This window comes from Synechococcus sp. A15-44 (genome assembly GCF_014280115.1).
Taxonomy (GTDB): Bacteria; Cyanobacteriota; Cyanobacteriia; order PCC-6307; family Cyanobiaceae; genus Parasynechococcus.
On sequence record NZ_CP047938.1, the window covers coordinates 438,083 to 463,651 of the forward strand.

Genomic DNA, 25,569 nt, shown 5'->3' on the forward strand with positions numbered 1-25,569 from the left:
GCTCGATTGGAGTGTGATTTAGATGTGTCCGCTGGATGACCCCAGCTTCCTGTCATTCCAAGTTTTAGGTTAAAGCCTTGAATTTGGTTGATAAGATGCTGGGCTCGGATCAAATGATCAAGCAATTGATGATTTGATTTGAAGTTCTAGCAGAACCTTGACAACTGCATAGGTGAGTCTGGAAAAACAAAGCATCTTACAGATGCATTGTTTTGAATCTGATCTTCTGAAAGGGAGATTGGATCTAGAACAATGAAAATTCTTTTGAGCAAGAGCCGAGACTCTTGAGCGTTCTTTGATTGGTGTCGAGCCAATCAGAGTTTGATCTTGTTTTTAGCAATAAAAACTTGAAAATCTGCTTTCAACGGCGGTAAGCGTTCAAGAGGTTAATTGGTCAAGCTACAAAGGGCTCACGGTGGATACCTTGGCACACAGAGGCGATGAAGGACGTGGTTACCTGCGATAAGTCTCGGGGAGCTGGAAGCACGCTTTGATCCGGGAATTTCCGAATGGGGCAACCCTTAATACGGCCAGCTGAATCCATAGGCTGGCACGAGCCAACCCAGCGAACTGAAACATCTTAGTAGCTGGAGGAAAGGAAAGTAAAAACGACTCCCTAAGTAGCGGCGAGCGAACGGGGAAGAGCCTAAACCGATACTTTCGAGTATCGGGGTTGTGGGACAGCAACGTGTATCAGGGAAGTTAGGAGAAGTGCTTGAATGGCACGCCACAGAGGGTGAAAGCCCCGTAACCGAAAACTGAACTGAGCTAGCTGTATCCCGAGTAGCACGGAGCACGTGAAATTCCGTGTGAATCCGCGAGGACCACCTCGTAAGGCTAAGTACTACTGTGTGACCGATAGCGAAACAGTACCGCGAGGGAAAGGTGAAAAGAACCCCGGGAGGGGAGTGAAATAGAACATGAAACCGTGAGCCTACAAGCAATGGGAGCCCTACTTATAGGGTGACCGTGTGCCTGTTGAAGAATGAGCCGGCGACTTATAGGCACTGGCGGGTTAAACCGGAAATGGTGGAGCCATAGCGAAAGCGAGTCTGAATAGGGCGTTTGTCAGTGTTTATAGACCCGAACCCGGGTGATCTAACCATGGCCAGGATGAAGCTTGGGTGATACCAAGTGGAGGTCCGAACCGACTGACGTTGAAAAGTCAGCGGATGAGCTGTGGTTAGGGGTGAAATGCCAATCGAACCCGGAGCTAGCTGGTTCTCCCCGAAATACGTTGAGGCGTAGCGTCTCGTGCTCCAGCAGGGGGGTAAAGCCACCATTTCGGTGCGGGCTGCGAGAGCGGTACCAAATCGAGATGAACTCTGAATACCCTGTGTGTAGCGAGGCAGTCAGACTGTGGGGGATAAGCTCCATGGTCGAGAGGGAAACAGCCCAGACCGCCAGCTAAGGTCCCCAAATCAACACTAAGTGATAAAGGAGGTGGGATTGCATAGACAACCAGGAGGTTTGCCTAGAAGCAGCCATCCTCAAAGGAGTGCGTAATAGCTCACTGGTCGAGCGATCCTGCGCCGAAAATGAACGGGGCTAAGTGTTGTACCGAAGCTGCGGATTTTTATGGTAGGGGAGCGTTCTATGTGGGGCGAAGCGTTAGCGTGAGCGGGCGTGGACTGCATAGAAGTGAGAATGTCGGCTTGAGTAGCGAAAACATGGGTGAGAATCCCATGCACCGAAACCCTAAGGGTTCCTCCGGCAGGCTCGTCCGCGGAGGGTTAGTCTGGACCTAAGGCGAGGCCGAAAGGCGTAGTCGATGGATAACAGGTCAACATTCCTGTACCGGTCATGTTTTGGGAAGAGGGACGGAGAAGGCTAGCCAAGCCAGATGTTGGTTACTGGTTCAAGCGTTCGAGGCGTTGAGGAGCGGTGAAAACGTTCCGAGCTGAGGCGTGAGTACGAGCTGCTACGGCAGCGAAGTTGGTGACGTCAAGCTTCCAAGAAAAGCTCTACACCCGTTAAGGCATGACTGCCAGTACCCGAAACCGACACAGGTGGGGTGGTAGAGAATACCGAGGTGCGCGAGGTAACTCTCTCTAAGGAACTCGGCAAAATGGCCCCGTAACTTCGGGAGAAGGGGTGCCACCGCAAGGTGGTCGCAGTGAAGAGGCCCTGGCGACTGTTTACCAAAAACACAGGTCTCCGCTAAGTCGCAAGACGATGTATGGGGGCTGACGCCTGCCCAGTGCCGGAAGGTTAAGGAAGCCGGTCAGCGTAAGCGAAGCTGGCGACTGAAGCCCCGGTGAACGGCGGCCGTAACTATAACGGTCCTAAGGTAGCGAAATTCCTTGTCGGGTAAGTTCCGACCCGCACGAAAGGCGTAACGATCAGGGCGCTGTCTCGGAGAGAGGCTCGGCGAAATAGAATTGTCTGTGAAGATGCGGACTACGTACACCTGGACAGAAAGACCCTATGAAGCTTTACTGTAGCTTGGTATTGTGCCCGGGCTCTGAATGCGCAGGATAGGTGGGAGACGTTGATCTCATGGTTGCGGCTATGAGTTAGTCACTGGTGAGATACCACTCTTTCAGAGCTAGGGTTCTAACGTTCACCCGTTATCCGGGGAGCGGACAGTATCAGGTGGGCAGTTTGACTGGGGCGGTCGCCTCCTAAAAGGTAACGGAGGCGCACAAAGGTTTCCTCAGGCTGGTTGGAAATCAGCTGACGAGTGCAAAAGCAGAAGGAAGCTTGACTGTGAGACCTACAAGTCGAACAGGGACGAAAGTCGGTTTTAGTGATCCGACGGTTCTGAGTGGAAGGGCCGTCGCTCAACGGATAAAAGTTACTCTAGGGATAACAGGCTGATCTCCCCCAAGAGTTCACATCGACGGGGAGGTTTGGCACCTCGATGTCGGCTCATCGCAACCTGGGGCTGAAGTCGGTCCCAAGGGTTGGGCTGTTCGCCCATTAAAGCGGTACGCGAGCTGGGTTCAGAACGTCGTGAGACAGTTCGGTCCATATCCGGTGTACGCGCAGGAACATTGAGAGGATTTCTCCCTAGTACGAGAGGACCGGGAGGAACGCACCTCTGGTGTACCAGTTATCGTGCCAACGGTAAACGCTGGGTAGCCATGTGCGGAGTGGATAACCGCTGAAAGCATCTAAGTGGGAAGCCCACCTCAAGATGAGTGTTCCCATGGGGTAACCCAGTAAGGTCACGGGAAGAACACCCGTTGATAGGCTCTACGTGGAAGTCCAGTAATGGATGCAGCGGAGGAGTACTAATAGACCGAGGGCTTGACCAACATTTTGGTTCTTGCCTGAAGACTCATTTCTTTGTTTGATTCAGACGTGCAGCTTTAGTTGCAGATCCTATGCAGTTCTCAGGGTTCATCCCTTGAGAATGTTGATCTATCCTGGTGTCCATGGCGGTGTGGTCCCACTCCGATCCATCCCGAACTCGGTTGTGAAACGCATCAGCGGCGACGATATTTGGGGGGTAGCCCCCTGAGAAAATAGCTCGATGCCAGGTAAAACATTCTCCAAATAGGTTGATGATGTGCTGATTGCTGAAGCGATCACCATCACCACCCACGAAGAAGCCACCTCTCCAGGAGGTGGCTTTTTTGTTGGCTATTGTTTTCAAGAAGTCATCCCAAGAGGTACTTGTCGCTCCACGGAGGAGCCCTGAGCCTTCTTTTCGTTCCCTAGGCTTCAGGAGCGGTGAACGTGCACTTGTAACCAAGTTCCTTCGCTTTGTTGCCATATCCTTGTCTCGCAACAACGGGTTGTGATTGGTTCTCCGTTGTGGATTGTTTGAGTTAATCGGGTGTAACTCACCACGACTGCATCGTCGCTTAGCCAGCGCAGGTGAGGCCGAGCCATGGTGATGTTGATGGGACTCGCTGCGCTTTGGCTCTGGCTCGCTAGGTCGAAGTAATAGCGGTGAAAAGCATGTCCTTCAACTAAGTGTCCCTCACTCTCGGCTTAGAAGCAGCTGATCTCGGGACTGCAGACCTGGGAGTAGCTCTCCCAGTCACCAGCTGCCACGCTTTCAAGCATGGCTTGGTTGATGGCGAGTATCTCCTGATCACGAGGTGAGATCGTCACTCAGTGTCGTTAGCGAAGTCAATCTGATTCTCCCAGAGGGAAGACAGCACTGTCTCTGGATCTCGCGCTTGCTGGTTTTGTACTTGTCTTGGCTTGGTTTAAGGCTGTAGCAGTAACGACATTGTTTTGATTTGCTGACTGAGCTCAGACCGTGGTGTCTCACGAGTTGGGGCTAAGGCGACGGTCATGCAAGCGGTTGCTTCGCATCCAACGCACCTCTGCTGAATGTACACCTGTCTCTTCATGCTGGTATTGCTGGGATTTGAAGGTGCCGAAACCTCAGTGCTCAGCACTGTTTTTATGCGATTCCTTGCTGCTTTGCCAACTCCGCTTTTCGAGGTGGTTGCGAGAAGAGGGCTCAGTGGGTTATGTTTTTGGACTGCGCGGGAGCCGAGAGGCTGCTGTGCAGGCTGAAGCGCTTGAGGCGAAAGTCTTGATGTGTCTGAGGCGACTTACGAGACCAGAAGGGAGCGATCCCACGGTGTTGTAAGTTCATCAAGCGGTCGCGAGAGGCCGCGATGACCAACCAACCGATCTCCTGAGAGGGAGTGAAGAGAGGTTTGGTCGCACCTGGACAATTGAAAAGTTTAGGAACTGACGCTTTTATCGCGTTTGGATCTGAGCCGAACCGCGAGGTGAGGTGAGGGTTCGAATGAAAGAGCGATGAAGGTGTGAGGTCCCGTCAAAAAATTTCGTTGCGAAGAAGCAATTCGCTGCAACGGGAGGGTTTTCACGAGCTCTCTTGTTGCCGGTGTGCGAATTGTGGAGCAACAACCGGATCTGAGATCCCGGAAAGTCATTGACAGAGAAATCTAGAGATGCACTCTTAAGAACCCTTTTGTGTCAGCGAAAGGAGGCCTCAACTGTTGCCAGTTTTCACTGAGTAATGGGTGACGCAAATCATTTTGAGGACGTGAGAACGTCTAAGAGGAAATGATCTACAACGGAGAGTTTGATCCTGGCTCAGGATGAACGCTGGCGGCGTGCTTAACACATGCAAGTCGAACGAACCTTCGGGTTAGTGGCGGACGGGTGAGTAACGCGTGAGAATCTGCCCTCAGGAGGGGGACAACAGCTGGAAACGGCTGCTAATACCCCATATGCCGCGAGGTGAAATGAATTTCGCCTGAGGATGAGCTCGCGTCTGATTAGCTAGTTGGTGTAGGTAATGGCTCACCAAGGCATCGATCAGTAGCTGGTCTGAGAGGATGATCAGCCACACTGGGACTGAGACACGGCCCAGACTCCTACGGGAGGCAGCAGTGGGGAATTTTCCGCAATGGGCGAAAGCCTGACGGAGCAACGCCGCGTGAGGGATGAAGGCCTCTGGGCTGTAAACCTCTTTTATCAAGGAAGAAGATCTGACGGTACTTGATGAATAAGCCACGGCTAATTCCGTGCCAGCAGCCGCGGTAATACGGGAGTGGCAAGCGTTATCCGGAATTATTGGGCGTAAAGCGTCCGCAGGCGGCCCTTCAAGTCTGCTGTTAAAAAGTGGAGCTTAACTCCATCATGGCAGTGGAAACTGTTGGGCTTGAGTGTGGTAGGGGCAGAGGGAATTCCCGGTGTAGCGGTGAAATGCGTAGATATCGGGAAGAACACCAGTGGCGAAGGCGCTCTGCTGGGCCATCACTGACGCTCATGGACGAAAGCCAGGGGAGCGAAAGGGATTAGATACCCCTGTAGTCCTGGCCGTAAACGATGAACACTAGGTGTCGGGGGAATCGACCCCCTCGGTGTCGTAGCCAACGCGTTAAGTGTTCCGCCTGGGGAGTACGCACGCAAGTGTGAAACTCAAAGGAATTGACGGGGGCCCGCACAAGCGGTGGAGTATGTGGTTTAATTCGATGCAACGCGAAGAACCTTACCAGGGTTTGACATCCTGCGAATCTCTTGGAAACAGGAGAGTGCCTTCGGGAACGCAGTGACAGGTGGTGCATGGCTGTCGTCAGCTCGTGTCGTGAGATGTTGGGTTAAGTCCCGCAACGAGCGCAACCCACGTCTTTAGTTGCCAGCATTTAGTTGGGCACTCTAGAGAGACTGCCGGTGATAAACCGGAGGAAGGTGTGGATGACGTCAAGTCATCATGCCCCTTACATCCTGGGCTACACACGTACTACAATGCTACGGACAAAGGGCAGCAAGTTCGCGAGGACAAGCAAATCCCATAAACCGTGGCTCAGTTCAGATCGTAGGCTGCAACTCGCCTACGTGAAGGCGGAATCGCTAGTAATCGCAGGTCAGCATACTGCGGTGAATACGTTCCCGGGCCTTGTACACACCGCCCGTCACACCATGGAAGTTGGCCACGCCCGAAGCCGTTACTCCAACCCTTGTGGAGGAGGACGTCGAAGGTGGGGCTGATGACTGGGGTGAAGTCGTAACAAGGTATCCGTACCGGAAGGTGCGGATGGATCACCTCCTAACAGGGAGACAACACAATGATTTTGATGCCTGAGTGCTTTTATTCTTAGGCCGAAATCCTGTCACCTTAGGTCGATCGGTACCTCAGCTTTGAAGTCATGGATCAGCAGCAATGTTGATTGCTTGATGGAGATTTTCAGTTCCTAAACTTTGTCTAGGTCACACCCCAAAAGGGATGAGACTCCTGGGCCATTAGCTCAGGTGGTTAGAGCGCACCCCTGATAAGGGTGAGGTCCCTGGTTCAAGTCCAGGATGGCCCATTCGGTGTTGGGGGTTTAGCTCAGTTGGTAGAGCGCCTGCTTTGCAAGCAGGATGTCAGGAGTTCGAGTCTCCTAACCTCCACTGACCGAACTTGATTCCCATCTCCAATTTTTTGGAGTTGAGCTCGATTGGAGTGTGATTTAGATGTGTCCGCTGGATGACCCCAGCTTCCTGTCATTCCAAGTTTTAGGTTAAAGCCTTGAATTTGGTTGATAAGATGCTGGGCTCGGATCAAATGATCAAGCAATTGATGATTTGATTTGAAGTTCTAGCAGAACCTTGACAACTGCATAGGTGAGTCTGGAAAAACAAAGCATCTTACAGATGCATTGTTTTGAATCTGATCTTCTGAAAGGGAGATTGGATCTAGAACAATGAAAATTCTTTTGAGCAAGAGCCGAGACTCTTGAGCGTTCTTTGATTGGTGTCGAGCCAATCAGAGTTTGATCTTGTTTTTAGCAATAAAAACTTGAAAATCTGCTTTCAACGGCGGTAAGCGTTCAAGAGGTTAATTGGTCAAGCTACAAAGGGCTCACGGTGGATACCTTGGCACACAGAGGCGATGAAGGACGTGGTTACCTGCGATAAGTCTCGGGGAGCTGGAAGCACGCTTTGATCCGGGAATTTCCGAATGGGGCAACCCTTAATACGGCCAGCTGAATCCATAGGCTGGCACGAGCCAACCCAGCGAACTGAAACATCTTAGTAGCTGGAGGAAAGGAAAGTAAAAACGACTCCCTAAGTAGCGGCGAGCGAACGGGGAAGAGCCTAAACCGATACTTTCGAGTATCGGGGTTGTGGGACAGCAACGTGTATCAGGGAAGTTAGGAGAAGTGCTTGAATGGCACGCCACAGAGGGTGAAAGCCCCGTAACCGAAAACTGAACTGAGCTAGCTGTATCCCGAGTAGCACGGAGCACGTGAAATTCCGTGTGAATCCGCGAGGACCACCTCGTAAGGCTAAGTACTACTGTGTGACCGATAGCGAAACAGTACCGCGAGGGAAAGGTGAAAAGAACCCCGGGAGGGGAGTGAAATAGAACATGAAACCGTGAGCCTACAAGCAATGGGAGCCCTACTTATAGGGTGACCGTGTGCCTGTTGAAGAATGAGCCGGCGACTTATAGGCACTGGCGGGTTAAACCGGAAATGGTGGAGCCATAGCGAAAGCGAGTCTGAATAGGGCGTTTGTCAGTGTTTATAGACCCGAACCCGGGTGATCTAACCATGGCCAGGATGAAGCTTGGGTGATACCAAGTGGAGGTCCGAACCGACTGACGTTGAAAAGTCAGCGGATGAGCTGTGGTTAGGGGTGAAATGCCAATCGAACCCGGAGCTAGCTGGTTCTCCCCGAAATACGTTGAGGCGTAGCGTCTCGTGCTCCAGCAGGGGGGTAAAGCCACCATTTCGGTGCGGGCTGCGAGAGCGGTACCAAATCGAGATGAACTCTGAATACCCTGTGTGTAGCGAGGCAGTCAGACTGTGGGGGATAAGCTCCATGGTCGAGAGGGAAACAGCCCAGACCGCCAGCTAAGGTCCCCAAATCAACACTAAGTGATAAAGGAGGTGGGATTGCATAGACAACCAGGAGGTTTGCCTAGAAGCAGCCATCCTCAAAGGAGTGCGTAATAGCTCACTGGTCGAGCGATCCTGCGCCGAAAATGAACGGGGCTAAGTGTTGTACCGAAGCTGCGGATTTTTATGGTAGGGGAGCGTTCTATGTGGGGCGAAGCGTTAGCGTGAGCGGGCGTGGACTGCATAGAAGTGAGAATGTCGGCTTGAGTAGCGAAAACATGGGTGAGAATCCCATGCACCGAAACCCTAAGGGTTCCTCCGGCAGGCTCGTCCGCGGAGGGTTAGTCTGGACCTAAGGCGAGGCCGAAAGGCGTAGTCGATGGATAACAGGTCAACATTCCTGTACCGGTCATGTTTTGGGAAGAGGGACGGAGAAGGCTAGCCAAGCCAGATGTTGGTTACTGGTTCAAGCGTTCGAGGCGTTGAGGAGCGGTGAAAACGTTCCGAGCTGAGGCGTGAGTACGAGCTGCTACGGCAGCGAAGTTGGTGACGTCAAGCTTCCAAGAAAAGCTCTACACCCGTTAAGGCATGACTGCCAGTACCCGAAACCGACACAGGTGGGGTGGTAGAGAATACCGAGGTGCGCGAGGTAACTCTCTCTAAGGAACTCGGCAAAATGGCCCCGTAACTTCGGGAGAAGGGGTGCCACCGCAAGGTGGTCGCAGTGAAGAGGCCCTGGCGACTGTTTACCAAAAACACAGGTCTCCGCTAAGTCGCAAGACGATGTATGGGGGCTGACGCCTGCCCAGTGCCGGAAGGTTAAGGAAGCCGGTCAGCGTAAGCGAAGCTGGCGACTGAAGCCCCGGTGAACGGCGGCCGTAACTATAACGGTCCTAAGGTAGCGAAATTCCTTGTCGGGTAAGTTCCGACCCGCACGAAAGGCGTAACGATCAGGGCGCTGTCTCGGAGAGAGGCTCGGCGAAATAGAATTGTCTGTGAAGATGCGGACTACGTACACCTGGACAGAAAGACCCTATGAAGCTTTACTGTAGCTTGGTATTGTGCCCGGGCTCTGAATGCGCAGGATAGGTGGGAGACGTTGATCTCATGGTTGCGGCTATGAGTTAGTCACTGGTGAGATACCACTCTTTCAGAGCTAGGGTTCTAACGTTCACCCGTTATCCGGGGAGCGGACAGTATCAGGTGGGCAGTTTGACTGGGGCGGTCGCCTCCTAAAAGGTAACGGAGGCGCACAAAGGTTTCCTCAGGCTGGTTGGAAATCAGCTGACGAGTGCAAAAGCAGAAGGAAGCTTGACTGTGAGACCTACAAGTCGAACAGGGACGAAAGTCGGTTTTAGTGATCCGACGGTTCTGAGTGGAAGGGCCGTCGCTCAACGGATAAAAGTTACTCTAGGGATAACAGGCTGATCTCCCCCAAGAGTTCACATCGACGGGGAGGTTTGGCACCTCGATGTCGGCTCATCGCAACCTGGGGCTGAAGTCGGTCCCAAGGGTTGGGCTGTTCGCCCATTAAAGCGGTACGCGAGCTGGGTTCAGAACGTCGTGAGACAGTTCGGTCCATATCCGGTGTACGCGCAGGAACATTGAGAGGATTTCTCCCTAGTACGAGAGGACCGGGAGGAACGCACCTCTGGTGTACCAGTTATCGTGCCAACGGTAAACGCTGGGTAGCCATGTGCGGAGTGGATAACCGCTGAAAGCATCTAAGTGGGAAGCCCACCTCAAGATGAGTGTTCCCATGGGGTAACCCAGTAAGGTCACGGGAAGAACACCCGTTGATAGGCTCTACGTGGAAGTCCAGTAATGGATGCAGCGGAGGAGTACTAATAGACCGAGGGCTTGACCAACATTTTGGTTCTTGCCTGAAGACTCATTTCTTTGTTTGATTCAGACGTGCAGCTTTAGTTGCAGATCCTATGCAGTTCTCAGGGTTCATCCCTTGAGAATGTTGATCTATCCTGGTGTCCATGGCGGTGTGGTCCCACTCCGATCCATCCCGAACTCGGTTGTGAAACGCATCAGCGGCGACGATATTTGGGGGGTAGCCCCCTGAGAAAATAGCTCGATGCCAGGTAAAACATTCTCCAAATAGGTTGATGATGTGCTGATTGCTGAAGCGATCACCATCACCACCCACGAAGAAGCCACCTCTCCAGGAGGTGGCTTTTTTGTTGGCTATTGTTCTGCGGTTAGGTGAACACTAACCTCGCGGAGTGATTGAACCACCGTGTGATCACGTGGGTCACGGTCAGGGTTGCCATCGCGAAGGCTGAAGAGGGTGTGCATTCCTGCCGAACGAGCAGAATCGCATTCAGCTCCGTTGTCACTCACAAACCAGATCTTGTTGGGCGAGCTGTGGAGCTGCTCGGCGATTGTTGTATAACTCTCCGTTGATTTTTTAGGGCCTGTATGGGTGTCAAACCAGTGGCTGAAGAATTTTTCAAGGTCACCCGCAGGGCTGTGTCTGTAAAGCAGTTTCTGAGCTTGAATGCTGCCCGATGAATACACGGAAAGCGTCAATCCTTGTTCGTGCCATTGGCGCAGACATTCCGCAGTTTCCGGGAACAGTTGAGATTTGAGCTCGCCATTGCCATAGCTGTATTCCCAGATTTTCCCTTGCAGGTCTTTGAGTGCTGTTGACTTTCTGTCAATTGAAATCAGGTGTTTTAGGTATTGAATTAATCCGTCAGCCTCCCCTGTACCGCCCTGCATAACTTGTTGTTTGATCTTCATGCTTTCGGGTGATTGGTCTTCCAGCCATTCCTTCTTGGCGGACTGGATTGGCTTGTTGTGAGGGATTTTGTCCCAGTGTTGTTTGATGTAGTCGCTCAGTTCTTGCTTGGCGAAGGGGAACAAAACGTCGCTGACAAAGCTCACTGGGCATGTTGTTCCTTCGATGTCGAGCAGAAGATGTTTTTGATTCATCATTGATCTCCAATCTGCATTTGGGTCAATCTCGCCTTCAATAGAAATTCCAGGATTTCCAGGTGTCGTTTGCTTGCATCCAGGTCAGCCCCCCATGCGTAAAGGCCGTGCCCGGCCACCAGAAACCCGTAGGGCGATGTTTCCAGCAAGGGTGCGACGGCCTCGCACAGCTCATCCATCGACTGACTGTTGCTGATCACGGGGATGGTGATGCTGCTGGCGTGGGTGTTGATTCCGACCAGGCCTTTCTGCATTTCCCAGCCCTCCAAGACAATCCCTCCTGTGGTTTCGTAATGGCGGGACAACACCGTTCCGGGAACGGAATGGGTGTGCAGCACAGCTCCCGCTTGGGTCGCTTCAACAATGCGCAGATGCAACCCTGTTTCGGCACTGGCTTTTCCCTTGCCCGTTAATACCTTTCCTTCTCCATCCACAACAATCAGCTGATTGGCAGGTACCTGCCCCTTGTCCACTCCACTGGGTGCCATGAGCAACTCCAAGGGCTGATGCTGCAGCACAACGCTGAAGTTCCCTCCAGTGCCATCGCACCAGCCGCGTCGGTGGATGCCTTGCATCACCTCAGTCAAGCGATCGCGCTGGGTTTGGTTTGCGGTCACAATCCGCTCATCCCTCCATCTTCTATACAGGACACAGCGGCCCACGTGCATTGACGCTTCCCCCCAGTTTCCGCTGGAGCGGTGATCACCTGGAGTTGCTGGACCAGCGACAACTGCCCGGTGCTGTGGTCTTCATGCAATTGCACCGATGGCAGGAGGTTGCTGAGGCCATTACCTCCATGGCTGTAAGAGGTGCGCCTGCGATCGGTATTGCGGCGGCCTGGGGGGTTGTTCTGGCGGCACGCTCCGGTGATGACCTCCCCACTGCCATCCGAGGCCTGCGTGAATCACGGCCAACCGCCGTCAACCTTGGCTGGGCCCTCAATCGGATGCAGGCGGCCATGGGGTCCGCCGCTCCAGTTGATGTTGAAGCGCTCGCCGGTGTGGCCGCTGCGCTTCAGCGTGAGGATTGTGTCCTGACCCAGCGGCTGGTGGATCACGGCGTTTCCTTGTTGGCTCAGGGATGCCGGGTCATGCATCACTGCCACACGGGGGCGATCGCTACGGGTGGCGTTGGAACCGCCCTCGGTGTGATTGCAGCTGCCCATGCCCGTGGCCTGCTGTGCCATGCCTGGCTGGATGAAACGCGTCCACGCTTGCAAGGGGCTGCTCTCTCTGCCTGGGAATTGGGTTGTCTCGGAGTTCCCTGCACCGTGATCGTTGATGGAGCCAGTGGATTGCTGATGCGCCGGGGTGAAGTGGATGCCGTGATAGTGGGCTGTGATCGTGTTGCTGCCAATGGCGATGTTGCTAACAAGATCGGCACTTACAACCTGGCGCTTGTGGCCCGAGCCCACGGCATTCCTTTTTATGTCTGCGCCCCTGGCAGCAGCATTGATCGAGCGACGGTTGACGGGGACGCGATCACCATTGAGCAACGCGATGCAGAGGAGATCACCCAGGTGAGAGGAGTGGAAGTCGCGGCTCCTGGGGCCCAGGCCTGGAACCCTGCCTTCGACATCACTCCGGCTCATCTGGTGACAGGTTTCATCACCGAATTCGGCGTGCTTCGTCCTCCCTATCGGGAGGTTCTCTCTGCGCTTCCGCTGCCCAATCAGCTTTGACAGGTCGGGCACCAGTGGGTGCTTCGGCCCGACAACTTTTCCCTTTGAATGGGTGTTCCACAGCTGCGGCAGGGTTCTCCACCACGTCGGTAGACCCAGGCCTGGCCGCCATAGTTGCCATTCACCCCCTCGAGATCGCGGAAATCGCTGAAGGTGGTGCCACCGGCTCCAATGCTGATGGTGAGAACATTCACCAGGGCATCCCGTAACCTCTCCAGTTGTTTCAGCTCCAGCTGCCCTGCGGGCGTGCAAGGGGCGATGCCTGATGCGAAGAGGGATTCATCCGCGTAGATGTTGCCCGCTCCAGCCACCAGGGCTTGATCCAACAGCGCTGTTTTGATCGGTCGGCTGCTGCCCTTGAGTTTCTGCTTCAGATAACTGGCAGAGAATTCGGTGCTGAAGGGTTCAGGGCCGAGCCGCGTTAAGCCTGTGATCACCTCTTCAATCGCCTGACCCGGAGGCACCCACCACATTTCTCCGAAGCTGCGCACATCCACAAAGCGCAACTCCTGTTCTTTCGAGTTCCAGAGGCGAACACGGGTGTGTTTGCACGGTTCGGAGGACTGCTCATGCCATTGGAACTGGCCGGTCATGCGCAGATGAACACCCCAAACACCGCCTTCGGGCTCAAGGGCGGCCATCAGATATTTCCCTCTGCGCTGCCACTGCCCCACCGTCATTCCGCAGAGGCCAGCAACAAACTCATCAGGACCTCCGGGGCTGGCAATGGCCCTTGGCCTGCAGACTTCAACCTGCGCAATTTTGAAGTCGACAAGACGGTCTGCCAGTCCCCGGCGGACCGTCTCGACTTCAGGAAGTTCAGGCAACGGCCTCAGGCCGGCTCGAGCTCAGCTTCAGCGAAATTGTTGGTGTTGATGCCACCGTCAACGCCTTGCAGGCCGCTGTAGTTGACCTTCTCGAAGCGAACGACAACGGGGTAGCGGATTCCCGAGGTGTCGATGGAGGCAACGGTGCCAACTTCGTTGAACCAGTAGGACTCAGGACGCTTGATGCGCACCTTGGCGCCGCGGGTGATCGCCATCGCTGGGCATAAGGAGATGCAATCGGAGCGTATCTCGTGGAATGGATGGTGATGACCGCTGCGTCACAGAATGTCGTCCCTTCGTTGTCGGCGTCCCTTTGACCAGTTCCATCGCCCTTGATCCAGATCCGTCGCTGCTCCAGCTGGATTTGCCGGACCCGGAGCAGGACGACATCAGCACGATGGAATTTCTGGCCCGCCTCGAACAGGCCTGGGCCGTCTGCGATCGCTTTGATCTCCAGACCGAGATCTGGCGTGGTCGCATCCTCCGCGCTGTGCGGGACAAGGAAAAGCGTGGTGGTGAAGCCCGGGGCGCCGGATTTCTGCAGTGGCTGCGGGAGCGGGAAATCAGCAAGACCCGCGCCTACGGCTTGATTCAACTGGCGGAATCCGCCGACAGCATGCTCAGCGACGGCACCCTGGAAGAGAGCAGCGTCAATCAATTCTCCAAGCGGGCCTTCATGGAAACCGCCCAGGCGGTTCCTGAAGTGCAGCTGATGATTTCTGAGGCTGCCAACGAGGGGCAGGAAATCACCCGCAAGCAGGTGCGCCGCCTCACCGATGAATTCACGGCAGCCACGAGCCCTTTGCTGCCGGAGGAAATTCGTCAGCGCACCCAGGAGAACCTTCTGCCACCCCGTGCGGTGGCTCCCTTGGTGCGGGAATTGGCCAAGCTGCCTGAGCCGCAGCAGGAAGATCTGCGCAAGGTGCTCCGCGATGAGCCCGAACTCGATCGGATCAAGGACGTCACCAGCACAGCGCGCTGGATCACCAAGGCAACCGAGTCGGGTGTTGCCGTGCGGGCCTTCCAGCAGGGGGAACTGGATCTGGACCGCGCCATGCAGGAGGCCCAGCGCCTGGACGCCCTTGGCTTGCTGGCCGATGCGGTGGGCCAGGCCCAGGCCCTTGAGTCTGCGGTGTTGAAGCTGCACACCTCCTGGCGGCGCTTGGGGGGGCTCCAGGAGCGGCTTTGGGTTGAAAGCGGAAGCAGCACGCCTTACCTCCGCGATGTGCTCAATGCCCTGCAGACCCTCAGCGGTGCCACCTTGCGGGTGTCGTTGGGAGAGTTGGCGGGCGGCAAGCGGGTGCGGCTCCAGCTGGTGGAGGAGTCCCCCGATCAATTGGATCCCCCGCCGCTGGCCTGACACCAGATCTTGTGCTCGATAATCTGAAGTCTCCACATCTGGTGTGTTCTGGCTTCGCTCGAGCGTGCACTGCAGACCCACTTCGGTTGGGATGGCTTCCGCCCCGGGCAACGGCCCGTGGTGGACGCCGTGCTGGCCGGCAAGGACGCGCTTGCGGTGCTGCCCACCGGTGGTGGCAAATCGCTCTGTTATCAGCTGCCGGCCCTGGTGCGCGAGGGCCTGGTGGTGGTGATCTCACCGTTGGTGGCGCTGATGGAGGACCAAGTGATGGCCTTGCAGCGACGGGGAATCGCTGCGGCCTGCCTGCATGCCGGACTCGAGCCCGCTCGACGCCAGCAGGCTTTGGAGCAGCTGCGGGACGCCACATTGCGCCTGCTCTACATCGCGCCGGAACGACTCCAAGGTGAGCAGACAAGGCTGATGCTGGAACGTCATGCCACGGAGGGGCGACTAGTGGCCCTGGCGGTAGATGAAGCCCATTGCATCAGTGCCTGGGGGCATGACTTCCGCCCCGATTACCGCCGCCTTGGCCAGATCCGCAGCCTCTGCCCGGGAGTGCCGATGCTGGCCCTCAGCGCGACGGCAGCCCCAAGGGTGAGGGCCGACATCATTCGCCTGCTGGATCTGCGTCGCCCGCTTGTGCAGGTGAGTTCGGCCCGCCGGGACAACCTTCACTACACGATGCAGCGGCGGCCCAGGGATCCCATGCCTCAGGTGTTGGAGGCACTGGAGATGTCCCGTGGTGCTGCGCTGATCTATGCCCGCACCCGTCGTTCTGTGGAGCAGTGGGCGGAACGTCTCAGTGATCAAGGGGTTGCAGCAACGCCGTATCACGCCGGCTTGGATCCGGAGACCCGCCAGCAGGCTCTGAAGCTGTTTCTCGAGCACGAGCGGCCTGTGCTGGTGGCGACGGTGGCCTTCGGCATGGGCGTTGACCGTGGCGATGTGGGCTTGGTGCTTCATCTCGATCTGCCGGCCACGCCCGAGGGCTATCTGCAGGAATCGGGCCGCGCCGGCCGAGATGGCAAGCCCGCCCATTGCCAGGTGCTGTTTTCGCCGGGTGATCGCACCAGTCTGGGCTGGGCCATGCAGGCTTCGGCCCGGGGCAGTAACGCCCTGGAGGACCGTCGCCGCCTGGACCTGGCGCAGCAGCAGCTGCGGCGCATGGAGGCCGTCGCGGAGGGTGAGATGTGCCGTGAACAGGCGTTGCTGCTTGCGGTTGGCGAGTTGGTCGGTCCCTGTGGTCGCTGCGATCGCTGCATGGAGTCCCCCAAACGACGCGACTGGTCAGCCCAGGTGGAAACGCTCCTGGCCCATCTGGCCGAGCAGGACGGCACGGAGATGCGTCGCCTTGGAGAGCACCTGGCCCTGCATGAGCCCGGACGCCACGACCGCTGGACCTGGTTGGCCCGTCGGCTCGTTCAGGAGGAGCTGATCCAGGAAAGCAACGACGGTGCTCAGCGGCTTTATCTTCGCGAAAGCGGCCGGAGATTCCTCGATTCGCCCTGGCCGCTTGATTACGCCGCCTGATTCAGATCAGGCCTTGGCCTGACAACGATCCTTCACCAGGTCTTGTTCGAAGCGGTTCTTCGGCGCTTCCCAGGTTTTCCAGCTTCCGTCGGAACCGGTGGCATTGATCTTCTTGGCGGAACAGTTCACAGCCAGGTACAGAGCCTGCCCCTGGGCATTGAGGGTGGGCACCACCTGACTGCCACCCATGGCCTGCCAGTTGCCCCAGTCCACCTGAAGGGGGCCATAGGTGCGCCAGTCAGCCGACTTGGCCAAGGTCTGCTGGGGCTTGGCAGCCTCGACCGGCTTGGCCTTGGCCACGGGGGTTTTGACCTGAACCGGTTTCATTTGCGCTGCCTTGGTTTGGACGGGTGTCGCCTTGGCTTGAACCGTGGGCTGCACCGCCACAACTGTTCTGCCGGCGGTGACTGATGGTTCCGTTGTGGCGGGCTGCGCTTGGGTAGTGGAGGGTGTCTGGAAGGAGGGATCCGTCAGATACAGGCGCGTGCCCACCTCCACTTTGTTGGGGTCGCTCAGCTGGTTGATGCTGATCAGGCTGGCCACCGGCAGCTTGTAGGCCTTGGCGATTTGCGTGAGGGTCTGCCCTTTGGCAACGGTGTGTTCCGTGGCTCCTGGGATTGGGGTCACAGCCACCGGTTTGAAGGCCGCACGGGGCATCACGGCGTTGCTGGGGAGTCGCAGGGTCTGGCCAACCTCAACGTGGTTGGCATTGCGCAGGTTGTTGAGGGCCATCAGGTCGCGACTGCGGACCTGGTACTGGCTGGCAATGCTGCTGAGGGTTTCACCACTGTTGACGCGATGGCGGCCGGAGCCTGCTGTCACCGTGGGTCCTGGCACCTGCAGGCGGCTCCCGGCTTGAACAAGGTCTGGGTTGCGGATCCCATTCATCCGCATCAGGGTGCCGACGCTCACCCCGTAGCGGTCGGCGATATCCGAAAGCGTCTCCCCGGATCGCACAGTCACCGAGGCAGCCGTGGCTGACAGGGGGAACCAGGCCGTCAGCAGCAGGGCGGCAAGAGCGGTACGGCGCATTTGTCTCCGGCAGATCCCCGCAAGATACGGTGCCTGAGCTAAAGCGCCAGCCCTTCAGAGCACCTGCTGCAGAAGGGATGTGGTGGCAATGAGGGCGACTTATCCCGCCAGCCGCTTCAGCAGGTTGAGATCCACCTTGTAGGGCGGGTAACGCAGCTTGAAATCAAACCGGAAGGGGCGCTTGAGCACCGCCTTGTGGTGGCTGAACGTGTCAAAGCCGCTTTGGCCGTGGTAGCTGCCCATCCCGCTGGCGCCGACGCCGCCGAAGGGCAGTTGTGGCACCCCGGCCTGCATCACAACATCGTTCAGGCAGACCCCGCCTGAGCTGGTGGTGGTGAGCACCTGCTGTTGCTGGGCCTCACTACCGCCGAACAAGTACAGCGCCAGCGGTTTGGGGCCCTGGCGGATCTCCTGAAGGGCTGTGGTGAGGTCGTCCAGCACCAGCACCGGCAGGAGAGGTCCGAACAGTTCCTCGGCCATCAGCGGATCATTGCGGTCATCCACACGAATCACGGTGGGGGCGATGCGCCGCTGCTCCCGGCTGATTTCGCCTCCGATCAGGATGCGCCCATCCGCTCTGGCGGTCTCCAGCAGCTGCTCCAGCCGATTGAACTGGCGTTCATTGATGATCTGCCCCAGCTGATTCGAGTTGAGGGGATCGGCGCCATACATCTCCGTTCGGGCCTCCTCCATCGCCTTCAGCAGCGGCGAATGCAGTTCGGGTTGCACCAGCAGATGGTCTGGCGCGATGCAGGTTTGACCGGCATTGATTCCCTTGCCCCAGATCAGGCGCCGGGCCCCCACCGTGAGGTCGGCCCCCTCAAGAACGATGGCGGGGCTCTTGCCCCCCAATTCCAGGGTCACCGGCGTGAGGTGGGCAGCGGCCCCCTCCAGCACCTTCCGACCGATGCTGCCGCCACCGGTGAAGAAGATGTGGTCGAAGGGCCTGGCCACCAGGTCGGCTGCGACGGCACCATCTCCTTGCACCACCTGCACCACCTCAGGCTCGAAGTGCAGAGGGATCAGGCGTGCGATCAGATCTGCGATGGCACTGGCGTGTTCCGAGGGCTTGAGGACGGCGGTGTTGCCAGCAGCCAGGGCACTGATCAAGGGCCGCAGTGTCAGTTGGAAGGGATAGTTCCAAGGTCCGATCACCAGAACGCACCCCAGTGGCTCCGGCACAACCCTGGCCTGGCCAGGGCGAAGTGAGAGGGGCACGGCAACGCGACGTGGACGCATCCACCGCTCCAGCTGCCGACCGGTGAGCTTGAGCTCCTGCCGTAGGGCCACCAGCTCAAAAAACGCTTCGGTGGGTGGTTTTCCGAGGTCGGCGGCGAGGGCATCGAGCACCTCCGATTCGTGCTCTGCCACCAGGGCGGAGAGGCGTTGCAATTGCTCTCGTCGCCAGGCCAGGGGACGGGTCAGCCCAGCTCCCACCAGCTCCTGCATCCGGCTCAGTTGCGTTTGGGTGAGGGACACGGGGCTGACGATCAGGCCAGTCGGGTCTAGCAGTGGTGAATCTGCAACCGGGGGATGACCCCAGAGCTTCCATGGTGGTCAGGCACGGTCATCTACCAGTTGATCGTTCGAAGCTATTCCGATGGGAATGGCGATGGCACCGGTGATTTCAAGGGGCTTTCGGCGCGGTTGCCCTATTTGCGTTGGCTGGGCGTCAACACCCTCTGGCTGACTCCGATCTATCCGTCCCCTCTGCGGGACGGGGGCTACGACATCACTGATTTCACTGGGATCCATCCGGATCTGGGTGACCTCGCTTCCTTCCATCGGTTCCTCACGGCTGCCCACAGCCAGGGCATGCGCGTGATTTTGGATCTGGTGCTGAACCACACCAGTGACCTTCATCCCTGGTTCCAGCGCGCCCGCTGGGCTCCTAAGGGCAGTCCGGAACGGGATGTTTACGTCTGGAGTGACGATCCCAAGCGCTATGCCGAGGCACCGGTTCTGTTCCGGCACTTCGAGGCATCGAACTGGGAGTGGGATCCGGTGGCCGAGCAGTACTACCTACACCGATTCCTGCGTCATCAGCCCGATCTCAATTACGAGAACCCCTGGGTGCAGGACACGATGCTGGAGGTGGTCGACTTCTGGCTGGACCGCGGCGTGGACGGGTTCCGTCTGGATGCAGTTCCGTTCCTGTTTGAGTCAGAGGGCACCCGCTGTGAGGGGTTGCCGCAGACCCACGCTTTCCTCAAGCGCTTGCGGGAGCGGGTGGATGGCCATGGCCGCGACGTGTTGTTGCTGGGAGAGGCGATTCAGCCGGTGGAGGAGGCCGCTCCTTATCTGGCGGATGACGAACTGCATGGAGCCTTCAACTTCGTGCTCACCGCCCATCTGTTCGCCGCCATTGCCAGTGGCCGCACCCAGCAGCTCGGGGAGTGCCTGATCCAGGCCGAGCAGGCCGTGAGTGGTGCCCGCTGGGCCCTGCCCCTGCGCAACCACGATGAACTCTGGTTGGGGGATGGTCATCTCATCAGCGATGAGGTGATTCAGACCATCCGGGTGGGCCTGCCCCAGGGGCAGGGGCACTGGCTGAACTGGGGGATCAACCGGCGCCTGGCTCCTCTTCTCAACGGCGATCCACGCTCCAACCGTTTGCTGCATGGGCTCCTCTACAGCCTCCCGGGAATGCCTTGCCTGTACTACGGCGATGAACTGGGTATGGGCGACTGGCCCGGGCTGCGAGATCGCGATCCCAACCGCACCCCAATGGCCTGGACGCCGGCCCGCAACGGGGGCTTCTCCACCGCCCCCGACCCGCTCTTGGTGCTGCCGCCGATCACTGCTCCCGGCTACGACTACCGCGTGGTGAATGTGGAGGTGCAGAAGCAGTTGCCGGGGTCGCTACTGAATTGGCATCGGCGCATGCTCACCTGCCGCCGGCTGCTGCCGGCGCTGCGGCATGGCAGCTTCCGCTTGCTCCACAGCCCTCACCCCGGGGTGCTGGTGTACCTCCGTTGCACGGAAGCGATGACAGTGCTCGTGGCTGCCAACGTCACCGCAGCAGGAGCTTCGCTCAGTTTGGATCTCTCGGAGTGGGCCGGTGAGCGCACCCGCGAAGTGATGTGGGGTTGTGAGTTCCCGCCTGCGGCAGCGGAGTGGTTCGTGAATCTTCCGCCCTACGGATTCAACTGGTGGTTGATCGGTGAGGTGGAGCCTGCCGCCACGCCGGCTTGATCCAGCAGGGCCTCCACCTGGGGCCGGAGCCGTTCGGCCTCGCTCAAATCCACCATGGCCAGACGGCAGCGGCGGGCCAGCACATCGCTGCTGCTGCGGGCATGTTCCCGCTGGATGGCATGCACCAGCTCCGCGGTACAGAGGGGGATCACTGGGCTGAGCGGCTTGCGTCGGCTGGGTTCGGCACGTTCGATCAAGGCCACGGCCTCCAAGCCATAGGTGCCCTGGAGATGCGCGACTTGTGCGCCCCTTAGAGCGGTGTCGGGCAGCAGGGCTTCGAGTTGTTGTCTCTGGCGTTGGAGACCGTCCTGAGTGGCCTGCAGCGATTCCGCTGCCCCTTGCAGTGGCATGGGTTCAGGGATGGGCAGCGGCCGGCCGAGCTGGCGTTCCACCGCGGTCAGTGTGTCCTCGGCCATCGGCCTGCAGGTGGTCCATTTGCCCCCCATCACGCTCACCAGGCCGCAGGCCAGAGTTTCCACCTCGTGCTCCCGCACCACACGGCTGCTGTCCATGCCCTGATCCGCGGGCTTCAGCAGCGGGCGTCCCCCCGCCCACCGGCTGCTCACCTTGGGTTGCTGGAGCTGGGGAAACCAGTCACGCACGTAGTTGAGCAGGTAGGCCTCCTCCTCTGGAGAGGGGCACGTGGCGCTCTCCTTGGTGCAGGCTTCATCCGTCGTTCCTACCAGGGTGCGGCCGTGGAAGGGCAGCATGAACAGCACGCGGCCATCCGCAGTGGAGGGCACCAGAAGCCCCAGGCCCTCAGGGCAGAGGTTCTGCTCCAGCACGATGTGGGCCCCACGGCTGGTGAGCATCCTTGGGGGGGCATCAGCCTCCGCCATCTGGCGGATCTCATCCGCCCGGATGCCTGTGGCATTCACAAACGCCGAGGCGCACCAGCGTTCCCGTTGGCCCGTGGCGGATTCACTGATGGCGGCCTTGAGCTGGCCTGTGGCGTCGGTGTCCAGCTGCACCACCCGGCAACGAGTGCGCAGGGTTGCCCCCCGTTGCTCGGCGGTGAGGGCCAACAGCAGGTTGAGGCGTGCATCGTCGAACTGCCCATCGCTGTAGGCCACGCCGCCCTGACACGCCTTCAGCAGAGGCAGGGCTTGATGCATCTGCTGTTGGGACAGCAGTCGGCTGTGGCCGATGCTCCGCTGGCCTGCCAGGGCGTCATACATCCCGAGTCCTACGCGGTAGTAGGCCTGTCCCCAGAGCTGTTTTGTGGGCAGGGCCAGCTCCAGTCGTTGGGCCAGGAACGGCGCCTGGGTCAACCAGTGGCTTCGCTCCAGCAGGGCTTCCCGCACCAGCCTCAGCTGGGCCAGATCCAGGGTTTTGAAGGCCAGCTCCAAGTAGCGCACCCCGCCATGGAGCAGCTTTGTGCTGCGGCAACTGGTGCCACCGCCGATGTCTCCGGCCTCCAGCAGAGCCACGCTCAGCCCTCGTCGTGTTGCCTCATAGGCCACGCTGGCACCGCTGGCACCGGCGCCGATGACCAGCAGGTCCACCTGGTGATCAGCCATGCCACCCCAGGCTTCTGGAGACGGCGTCCTGCCAGCGTGTGCGCCAGCGGTTGCGCTGGGCTGCGTCCATTTGTGGCTCAAACAGCTCCGCGCCGTCACGTCGTGCGCTTGCGAGCTGCCCTAGGTCGCTGATCGCCCCAGCCTGGAGGCCTGCGAAAAGCGCCACCCCCCGGGCGGTGCTTTCGAGGCTGGCGGGTCGTCGCACCGTCAGACCGGTGCAATCCGCCTGCGCTTGCAGCAGAGGATCTGAGGCTGCGGCGCCACCATCCACGGCCAGTTCACCCAGGCCGGTGCCGAGGGCCTGCTCCGCCAGCTCCACCAACGTCGCCACCGACAGGGCGATTCCTTCCAGCGCTGCGCGGGCGATGTGACCGCGTCCGCTGTCACGGGTGAGGCCCACCAGAATGCCGCGTGCCTGGGGATCCCAGTGGGGTGTCCCCCAGCCGGTGAAGGCGGGCACCAGCATCACCCCTCCTGAATCCGGCACCGAACGCGCCAGTTCGTTTACCTGGGGGGCTTGATCAATAATCTGCAGTCCATCCCGTAGCCACTGGATCACGGTGCCGGCGTTGAACAGACTTCCCTCAAGGCAGAAGCTGGGTGCTCCAGCGGCATCCGTCCAGCCGAGGGTGCTGAGCAGCCCTGCATCCGAACGGCGGACGACATCGCCGGTGTTGATCACCAGAAAAGCCCCCGTGCCGTAGGTGCACTTGCCTTCTCCGGGCTGCAGACAGAGCTGGCCCAGGGTGGCGGCCTGCTGGTCGCCGAGCATGGCCTGGATCGGCAAGCCTGCAAAGGGAAGGTCCGCAGCCATGCGCCCGAATTCTCCGCGGCAGGGCAGCAGTTCGGGCAGAGCACTGGCGGGGAGCCCTGTGGGCTCTCGGAACTCATCCACCCAGTGCTGCTGCTCTAGGTCCATCAGCAGCGTTCGGCTGGCATTGCTCATGTCACTGCCGTGGCGCTGGCCGCCGGTGAGTTGCCAGAGCAGCCAGCTTTCCACCGTGCCGAAACAGAGGTCATCGCTGGCCGCGGCAGCCTGGGCGTCGTCGTAGTGGTCGAGCATCCAGCGGATCTTGCTGGCACTGAAGTAGGGGTCGAGCAGCAAGCCCGTGCGCCTGCACCACTCCTGCTCCAGTCCCTGCTGCTTCCAGGCGTCGCAGATGGCGGCGGTGCGGCCGTCCTGCCAGACAAGGGCCGGTCCGCAGGGGAGGCCACTGCTGCGGCGCCACAGCACCGTGGTTTCCCGTTGGTTGGTGATGCCGCAGCTCACCACCGCTTTGCGCTGCCCCTCACTGAGCTTCGAATCGAGCTGCACCAGGGCCTGCCGCTGGCTGGTCCAGATCTCGATCGGGTCCTGTTCCACCCATCCATCGGCGGGGTAGGAAATCGGCAGCGGTGCACTGGCGCTGAGCACCAGATCCCCTGAGCTGCTGAACAGCGCGGCTCTGGAGCTGCTGGTGCCCTGATCGAGGGCGAGAAGGAGAGGCTGTTCAGCCATGGCCAAGGTCTTTCTCTCCTGCTAGCGAGGAGATGGCTGACTGCAAAGGTTTTGGCGGCGACCACGCCCTTCCACGATCCCCCCGCCTGGGTGGCGGACGCGGTGATCTATCAAATCTTTCCCGACCGTTTCCGCCGCAGTGGCCGCGTTGATGCGCAGCGCAATCTCGCTCTGAAGCCCTGGGGTGCGGACCCTTGCGAGGAGGGATTCCAGGGCGGGGATCTCTACGGCGTCATCGACGCTCTCGATCGGCTCCAAGCCATGGGCATCACCTGCCTCTATCTCACGCCGATCTTCAGCTCAGCCGCCAACCATCGGTACCACGCCTACGACTATTTCGAGGTGGATCCCCTGCTGGGGGGCAATGCAGCACTCAGGGACCTGATCGATGCCGTGCATCACCGCGGCATGAGGTTGGTTCTGGATGGGGTGTTCAACCACTGCGGCCGCGGCTTTTGGGCCTTTCATCACGTGGTGGAAAACGGTGCGGATTCGCCGTACCGGGATTGGTTCCATGTGCACCGATGGCCCCTGCAGCCCTATCCCGCCCCTGGCGAGGACTGCGGTTACGACGGTTGGTGGGCCTTGCCGGATCTGCCCAAGTTCAACCATGCCAATCCCGGGGTTCGGGAGCATCTGCTGGCGGTGGGCCGTCACTGGCTCGAGCAGGGGATTGACGGCTGGCGTCTCGACGTCCCTGCCGAGGTGCCGGCGGACTTCTGGGTTGAGTTCCGGCAGATGGTGCGGGCGACCAACCCGGAGGCCTGGATTGTTGGCGAGGTTTGGGGTGATGCGACCCCCTGGCTGCAGGGCGACCACTTCGATGGCGTGATGAATTACCGGTTGGGATGGAGCAGCCTTTGCTGGGCCGCCGCTGAATCGTTGCGGCGGGATTACCGCAATTCCGACTATCCCCTCGACCCCCTGGATGGGCAGGCTTTGTTGACCATCTGGACGACCACAACGCGTTCCTACCGGGAGGTGGTCAACAGGGCCCAGATGAACCTGCTCGACAGCCACGACGTGCCCCGTGCACTTCACAGCCTTAACAACGACGTTGCGGCCCTGAAGTTGGCCCTGCTGCTGCTCTTCCTCCATCCGGGAGCGCCGTGCATTTATTACGGCACTGAAGCTGCCCTGGCGGGTGGTCCTGAACCGGGCCCCTCCAGCGGTCCTGGACCGGCCTGCCGTGAGGCCTATCCCTGGGACGTTCCCTGGAGTGCTGATCTTCGCCCATTCATCCAGTCCCTCGCAGCACTCCGCTCTGCCCATGGGGTCTTGCGCAGGGATGGTCTGCGCTGGTCAGCCCCAGGGGCTGACGTGCTGGAGGGCGTTGCGGATGGACTTCGGGTGGTGATCAACCGCAGTCACTCCACCTCTGTGCCCCTAACCATCGAGTCGAGACAATCCCTCCTGTGGACGCTGGGACGTGTTGACAACCAAAGCGTCAGCCCGCAATCGGCGGCTGTTCTGGGGTCTTACCCCCTGTCCCCCGGTGCCGTGGGGAGCAAGAAAGCCCTTGTCGAGACTTGAACTCGAGACCTCTCCCTTACCAAGGGAGTGCTCTACCGCTGAGCTACAAGGGCATGTGGGGATGGGCCGGGTTGGATTTGAACCAACGTAGGCAGAGCCAGCGGATTTACAGTCCGCCCCCATTAACCACTCGGGCACCGACCCGAACCACACCGCAAGAACTTACCAGTCGGTGTGACCCTC

Annotated in this window: 13 protein-coding genes, 4 tRNA genes, 5 rRNA genes and 1 pseudogene; 12 read left to right on the forward strand and 11 right to left on the reverse strand. The window is 58.8% G+C overall.

What is annotated here, in order from left to right:
• Positions 1–392: 392 nt before the first annotated feature.
• Positions 393–3,260: ribosomal RNA gene (locus SynA1544_RS02390) — 23S ribosomal RNA — on the forward strand.
• 110 nt (positions 3,261–3,370) lie between these two features.
• Positions 3,371–3,487, forward strand: a 5S ribosomal RNA gene (gene rrf / locus SynA1544_RS02395).
• Between the two features lie 182 nt (positions 3,488–3,669).
• On the opposite strand, the pseudogene SynA1544_RS02400 reads toward rrf (SynA1544_RS02395), so the two are convergent.
• Positions 3,670–4,065, reverse strand: a pseudogene (locus tag SynA1544_RS02400) (DUF4440 domain-containing protein).
• A 940-nt stretch (positions 4,066–5,005) separates the two neighbouring features.
• Here SynA1544_RS02400 and SynA1544_RS02405 point away from each other — a divergent pair.
• The 5 genes from SynA1544_RS02405 (at position 5,006) to rrf (SynA1544_RS02425) (ending at position 10,359) form a co-directional block, all read left to right on the forward strand.
• Positions 5,006–6,491, forward strand: a 16S ribosomal RNA gene (locus SynA1544_RS02405).
• A gap of 184 nt (positions 6,492–6,675) precedes the next feature.
• Positions 6,676–6,749 (forward strand) — tRNA-Ile (locus SynA1544_RS02410).
• A gap of 9 nt (positions 6,750–6,758) precedes the next feature.
• Positions 6,759–6,831 (forward strand) — tRNA-Ala (locus tag SynA1544_RS02415).
• A gap of 433 nt (positions 6,832–7,264) precedes the next feature.
• A 23S ribosomal RNA gene (locus SynA1544_RS02420) occupies positions 7,265–10,132 on the forward strand.
• 110 nt (positions 10,133–10,242) lie between these two features.
• Positions 10,243–10,359: ribosomal RNA gene (rrf, locus tag SynA1544_RS02425) — 5S ribosomal RNA — on the forward strand.
• The 16S, 23S and 5S rRNA genes sit together here with 2 tRNA genes alongside, the layout of an rRNA operon.
• Before the next feature lie 101 nt (positions 10,360–10,460).
• Here the strand turns inward: rrf (SynA1544_RS02425) and mtnC are convergent.
• Complete coding sequence (gene mtnC, locus SynA1544_RS02430; protein ID WP_186514698.1) at positions 10,461–11,210, reverse strand: acireductone synthase; 750 nt, start codon at positions 11,208–11,210, stop codon at positions 10,461–10,463.
• Complete coding sequence (mtnB, locus tag SynA1544_RS02435) at positions 11,210–11,827, reverse strand: methylthioribulose 1-phosphate dehydratase (protein ID WP_255477686.1); 618 nt, start codon at positions 11,825–11,827, stop codon at positions 11,210–11,212. The genes mtnC and mtnB overlap by 1 nt, the downstream gene beginning before the upstream one ends.
• Positions 11,828–11,877: 50 nt before the next feature.
• Here mtnB and mtnA point away from each other — a divergent pair, with 50 nt between their 5' ends.
• Entirely contained in the window at positions 11,878–12,891 is a 1,014-nt protein-coding gene (gene mtnA, locus SynA1544_RS02440) for an S-methyl-5-thioribose-1-phosphate isomerase (protein WP_186514700.1), read from the forward strand.
• On the opposite strand, the gene SynA1544_RS02445 is transcribed toward mtnA, so the two are convergent.
• A complete protein-coding gene (locus tag SynA1544_RS02445; RefSeq protein ID WP_186514701.1) occupies positions 12,882–13,718 on the reverse strand; it encodes a DNA-formamidopyrimidine glycosylase in 837 nt (278 codons plus the stop codon). The genes mtnA and SynA1544_RS02445 overlap by 10 nt on opposite strands.
• 5 nt (positions 13,719–13,723) lie before the next feature.
• The gene (locus SynA1544_RS02450; protein ID WP_006851563.1) at positions 13,724–13,933 is read right to left on the reverse strand and encodes a photosystem I reaction center subunit IV; all 210 of its coding nucleotides are present in this window, start codon (positions 13,931–13,933) and stop codon (positions 13,724–13,726) included.
• 41 nt (positions 13,934–13,974) lie between these two features.
• Between SynA1544_RS02450 and SynA1544_RS02455 the strand changes: the two genes are divergently transcribed.
• On the forward strand, positions 13,975–15,078 hold the full coding sequence (locus SynA1544_RS02455; protein WP_370594087.1) for a hypothetical protein: 1,104 nt from the start codon (positions 13,975–13,977) through the stop codon (positions 15,076–15,078).
• A gap of 69 nt (positions 15,079–15,147) precedes the next feature.
• On the forward strand, positions 15,148–16,608 hold the full coding sequence (locus SynA1544_RS02460) for an ATP-dependent DNA helicase RecQ (protein WP_186515415.1): 1,461 nt from the start codon (positions 15,148–15,150) through the stop codon (positions 16,606–16,608).
• 6 nt (positions 16,609–16,614) lie between these two features.
• Here SynA1544_RS02460 and SynA1544_RS02465 read toward each other — a convergent pair whose 3' ends face one another.
• Both SynA1544_RS02465 and SynA1544_RS02470 read right to left on the reverse strand, forming a co-directional pair.
• Positions 16,615–17,640, reverse strand: a complete 1,026-nt coding sequence (locus SynA1544_RS02465; RefSeq protein ID WP_186514702.1) for a LysM peptidoglycan-binding domain-containing protein — start codon at positions 17,638–17,640, stop codon at positions 16,615–16,617.
• 99 nt (positions 17,641–17,739) lie between these two features.
• Positions 17,740–19,119 carry an aldehyde dehydrogenase family protein gene (locus SynA1544_RS02470; RefSeq protein WP_186514703.1) on the reverse strand — a complete coding sequence of 460 codons (1,380 nt, stop codon included), beginning with the start codon at positions 19,117–19,119 and terminating at the stop codon, positions 17,740–17,742.
• Positions 19,120–19,173: 54 nt separating this feature from the next.
• Between SynA1544_RS02470 and SynA1544_RS02475 the strand changes: the two genes are divergently transcribed.
• Positions 19,174–20,835, forward strand: a complete 1,662-nt coding sequence (locus SynA1544_RS02475; protein WP_186514704.1) for an alpha-amylase family protein — start codon at positions 19,174–19,176, stop codon at positions 20,833–20,835.
• Here the strand turns inward: SynA1544_RS02475 and SynA1544_RS02480 are convergent.
• The gene (locus SynA1544_RS02480; RefSeq protein WP_186514705.1) at positions 20,778–22,355 is read right to left on the reverse strand and encodes a glycerol-3-phosphate dehydrogenase/oxidase; all 1,578 of its coding nucleotides are present in this window, start codon (positions 22,353–22,355) and stop codon (positions 20,778–20,780) included. The two genes, SynA1544_RS02475 and SynA1544_RS02480, sit on opposite strands and share 58 nt — an antisense overlap.
• A complete protein-coding gene (glpK, locus tag SynA1544_RS02485; RefSeq protein ID WP_186514706.1) occupies positions 22,348–23,853 on the reverse strand; it encodes a glycerol kinase GlpK in 1,506 nt (501 codons plus the stop codon). The genes SynA1544_RS02480 and glpK overlap by 8 nt, the downstream gene beginning before the upstream one ends.
• Positions 23,854–23,904: 51 nt before the next feature.
• On the opposite strand from glpK, the gene SynA1544_RS02490 reads away from it, so the two are divergent.
• Positions 23,905–25,386 carry a glycoside hydrolase family 13 protein gene (locus SynA1544_RS02490; RefSeq protein WP_186514707.1) on the forward strand — a complete coding sequence of 494 codons (1,482 nt, stop codon included), beginning with the start codon at positions 23,905–23,907 and terminating at the stop codon, positions 25,384–25,386.
• Here SynA1544_RS02490 and SynA1544_RS02495 read toward each other — a convergent pair.
• Positions 25,368–25,439, reverse strand: a tRNA-Thr gene (locus SynA1544_RS02495). The genes SynA1544_RS02490 and SynA1544_RS02495 overlap by 19 nt on opposite strands.
• 9 nt (positions 25,440–25,448) lie before the next feature.
• A tRNA-Tyr gene (locus tag SynA1544_RS02500) sits at positions 25,449–25,530 on the reverse strand.
• Positions 25,531–25,569: the final 39 nt, after the last annotated feature.

Excerpts from the sequence above, each read along its gene's own strand:
- SynA1544_RS02450 (WP_006851563.1), bottom strand. The coding sequence starts at position 13,933 with ATGGCGATCACCCGCGGCGCCAAGGTGCGCATCAAGCGTCCTGAGTCC.
- mtnC (WP_186514698.1), bottom strand. The coding sequence starts at position 11,210 with ATGAATCAAAAACATCTTCTGCTCGACATCGAAGGAACAACATGCCCA.
- SynA1544_RS02475 (WP_186514704.1), top strand. The coding sequence starts at position 19,174 with ATGACCCCAGAGCTTCCATGGTGGTCAGGCACGGTCATCTACCAGTTG.
- SynA1544_RS02455 (WP_370594087.1), top strand. The coding sequence starts at position 13,975 with ATGGATGGTGATGACCGCTGCGTCACAGAATGTCGTCCCTTCGTTGTC.
- SynA1544_RS02465 (WP_186514702.1), bottom strand. The coding sequence starts at position 17,640 with ATGCGCCGTACCGCTCTTGCCGCCCTGCTGCTGACGGCCTGGTTCCCC.
- glpK (WP_186514706.1), bottom strand. The coding sequence starts at position 23,853 with ATGGCTGAACAGCCTCTCCTTCTCGCCCTCGATCAGGGCACCAGCAGC.
- SynA1544_RS02480 (WP_186514705.1), bottom strand. The coding sequence starts at position 22,355 with ATGGCTGATCACCAGGTGGACCTGCTGGTCATCGGCGCCGGTGCCAGC.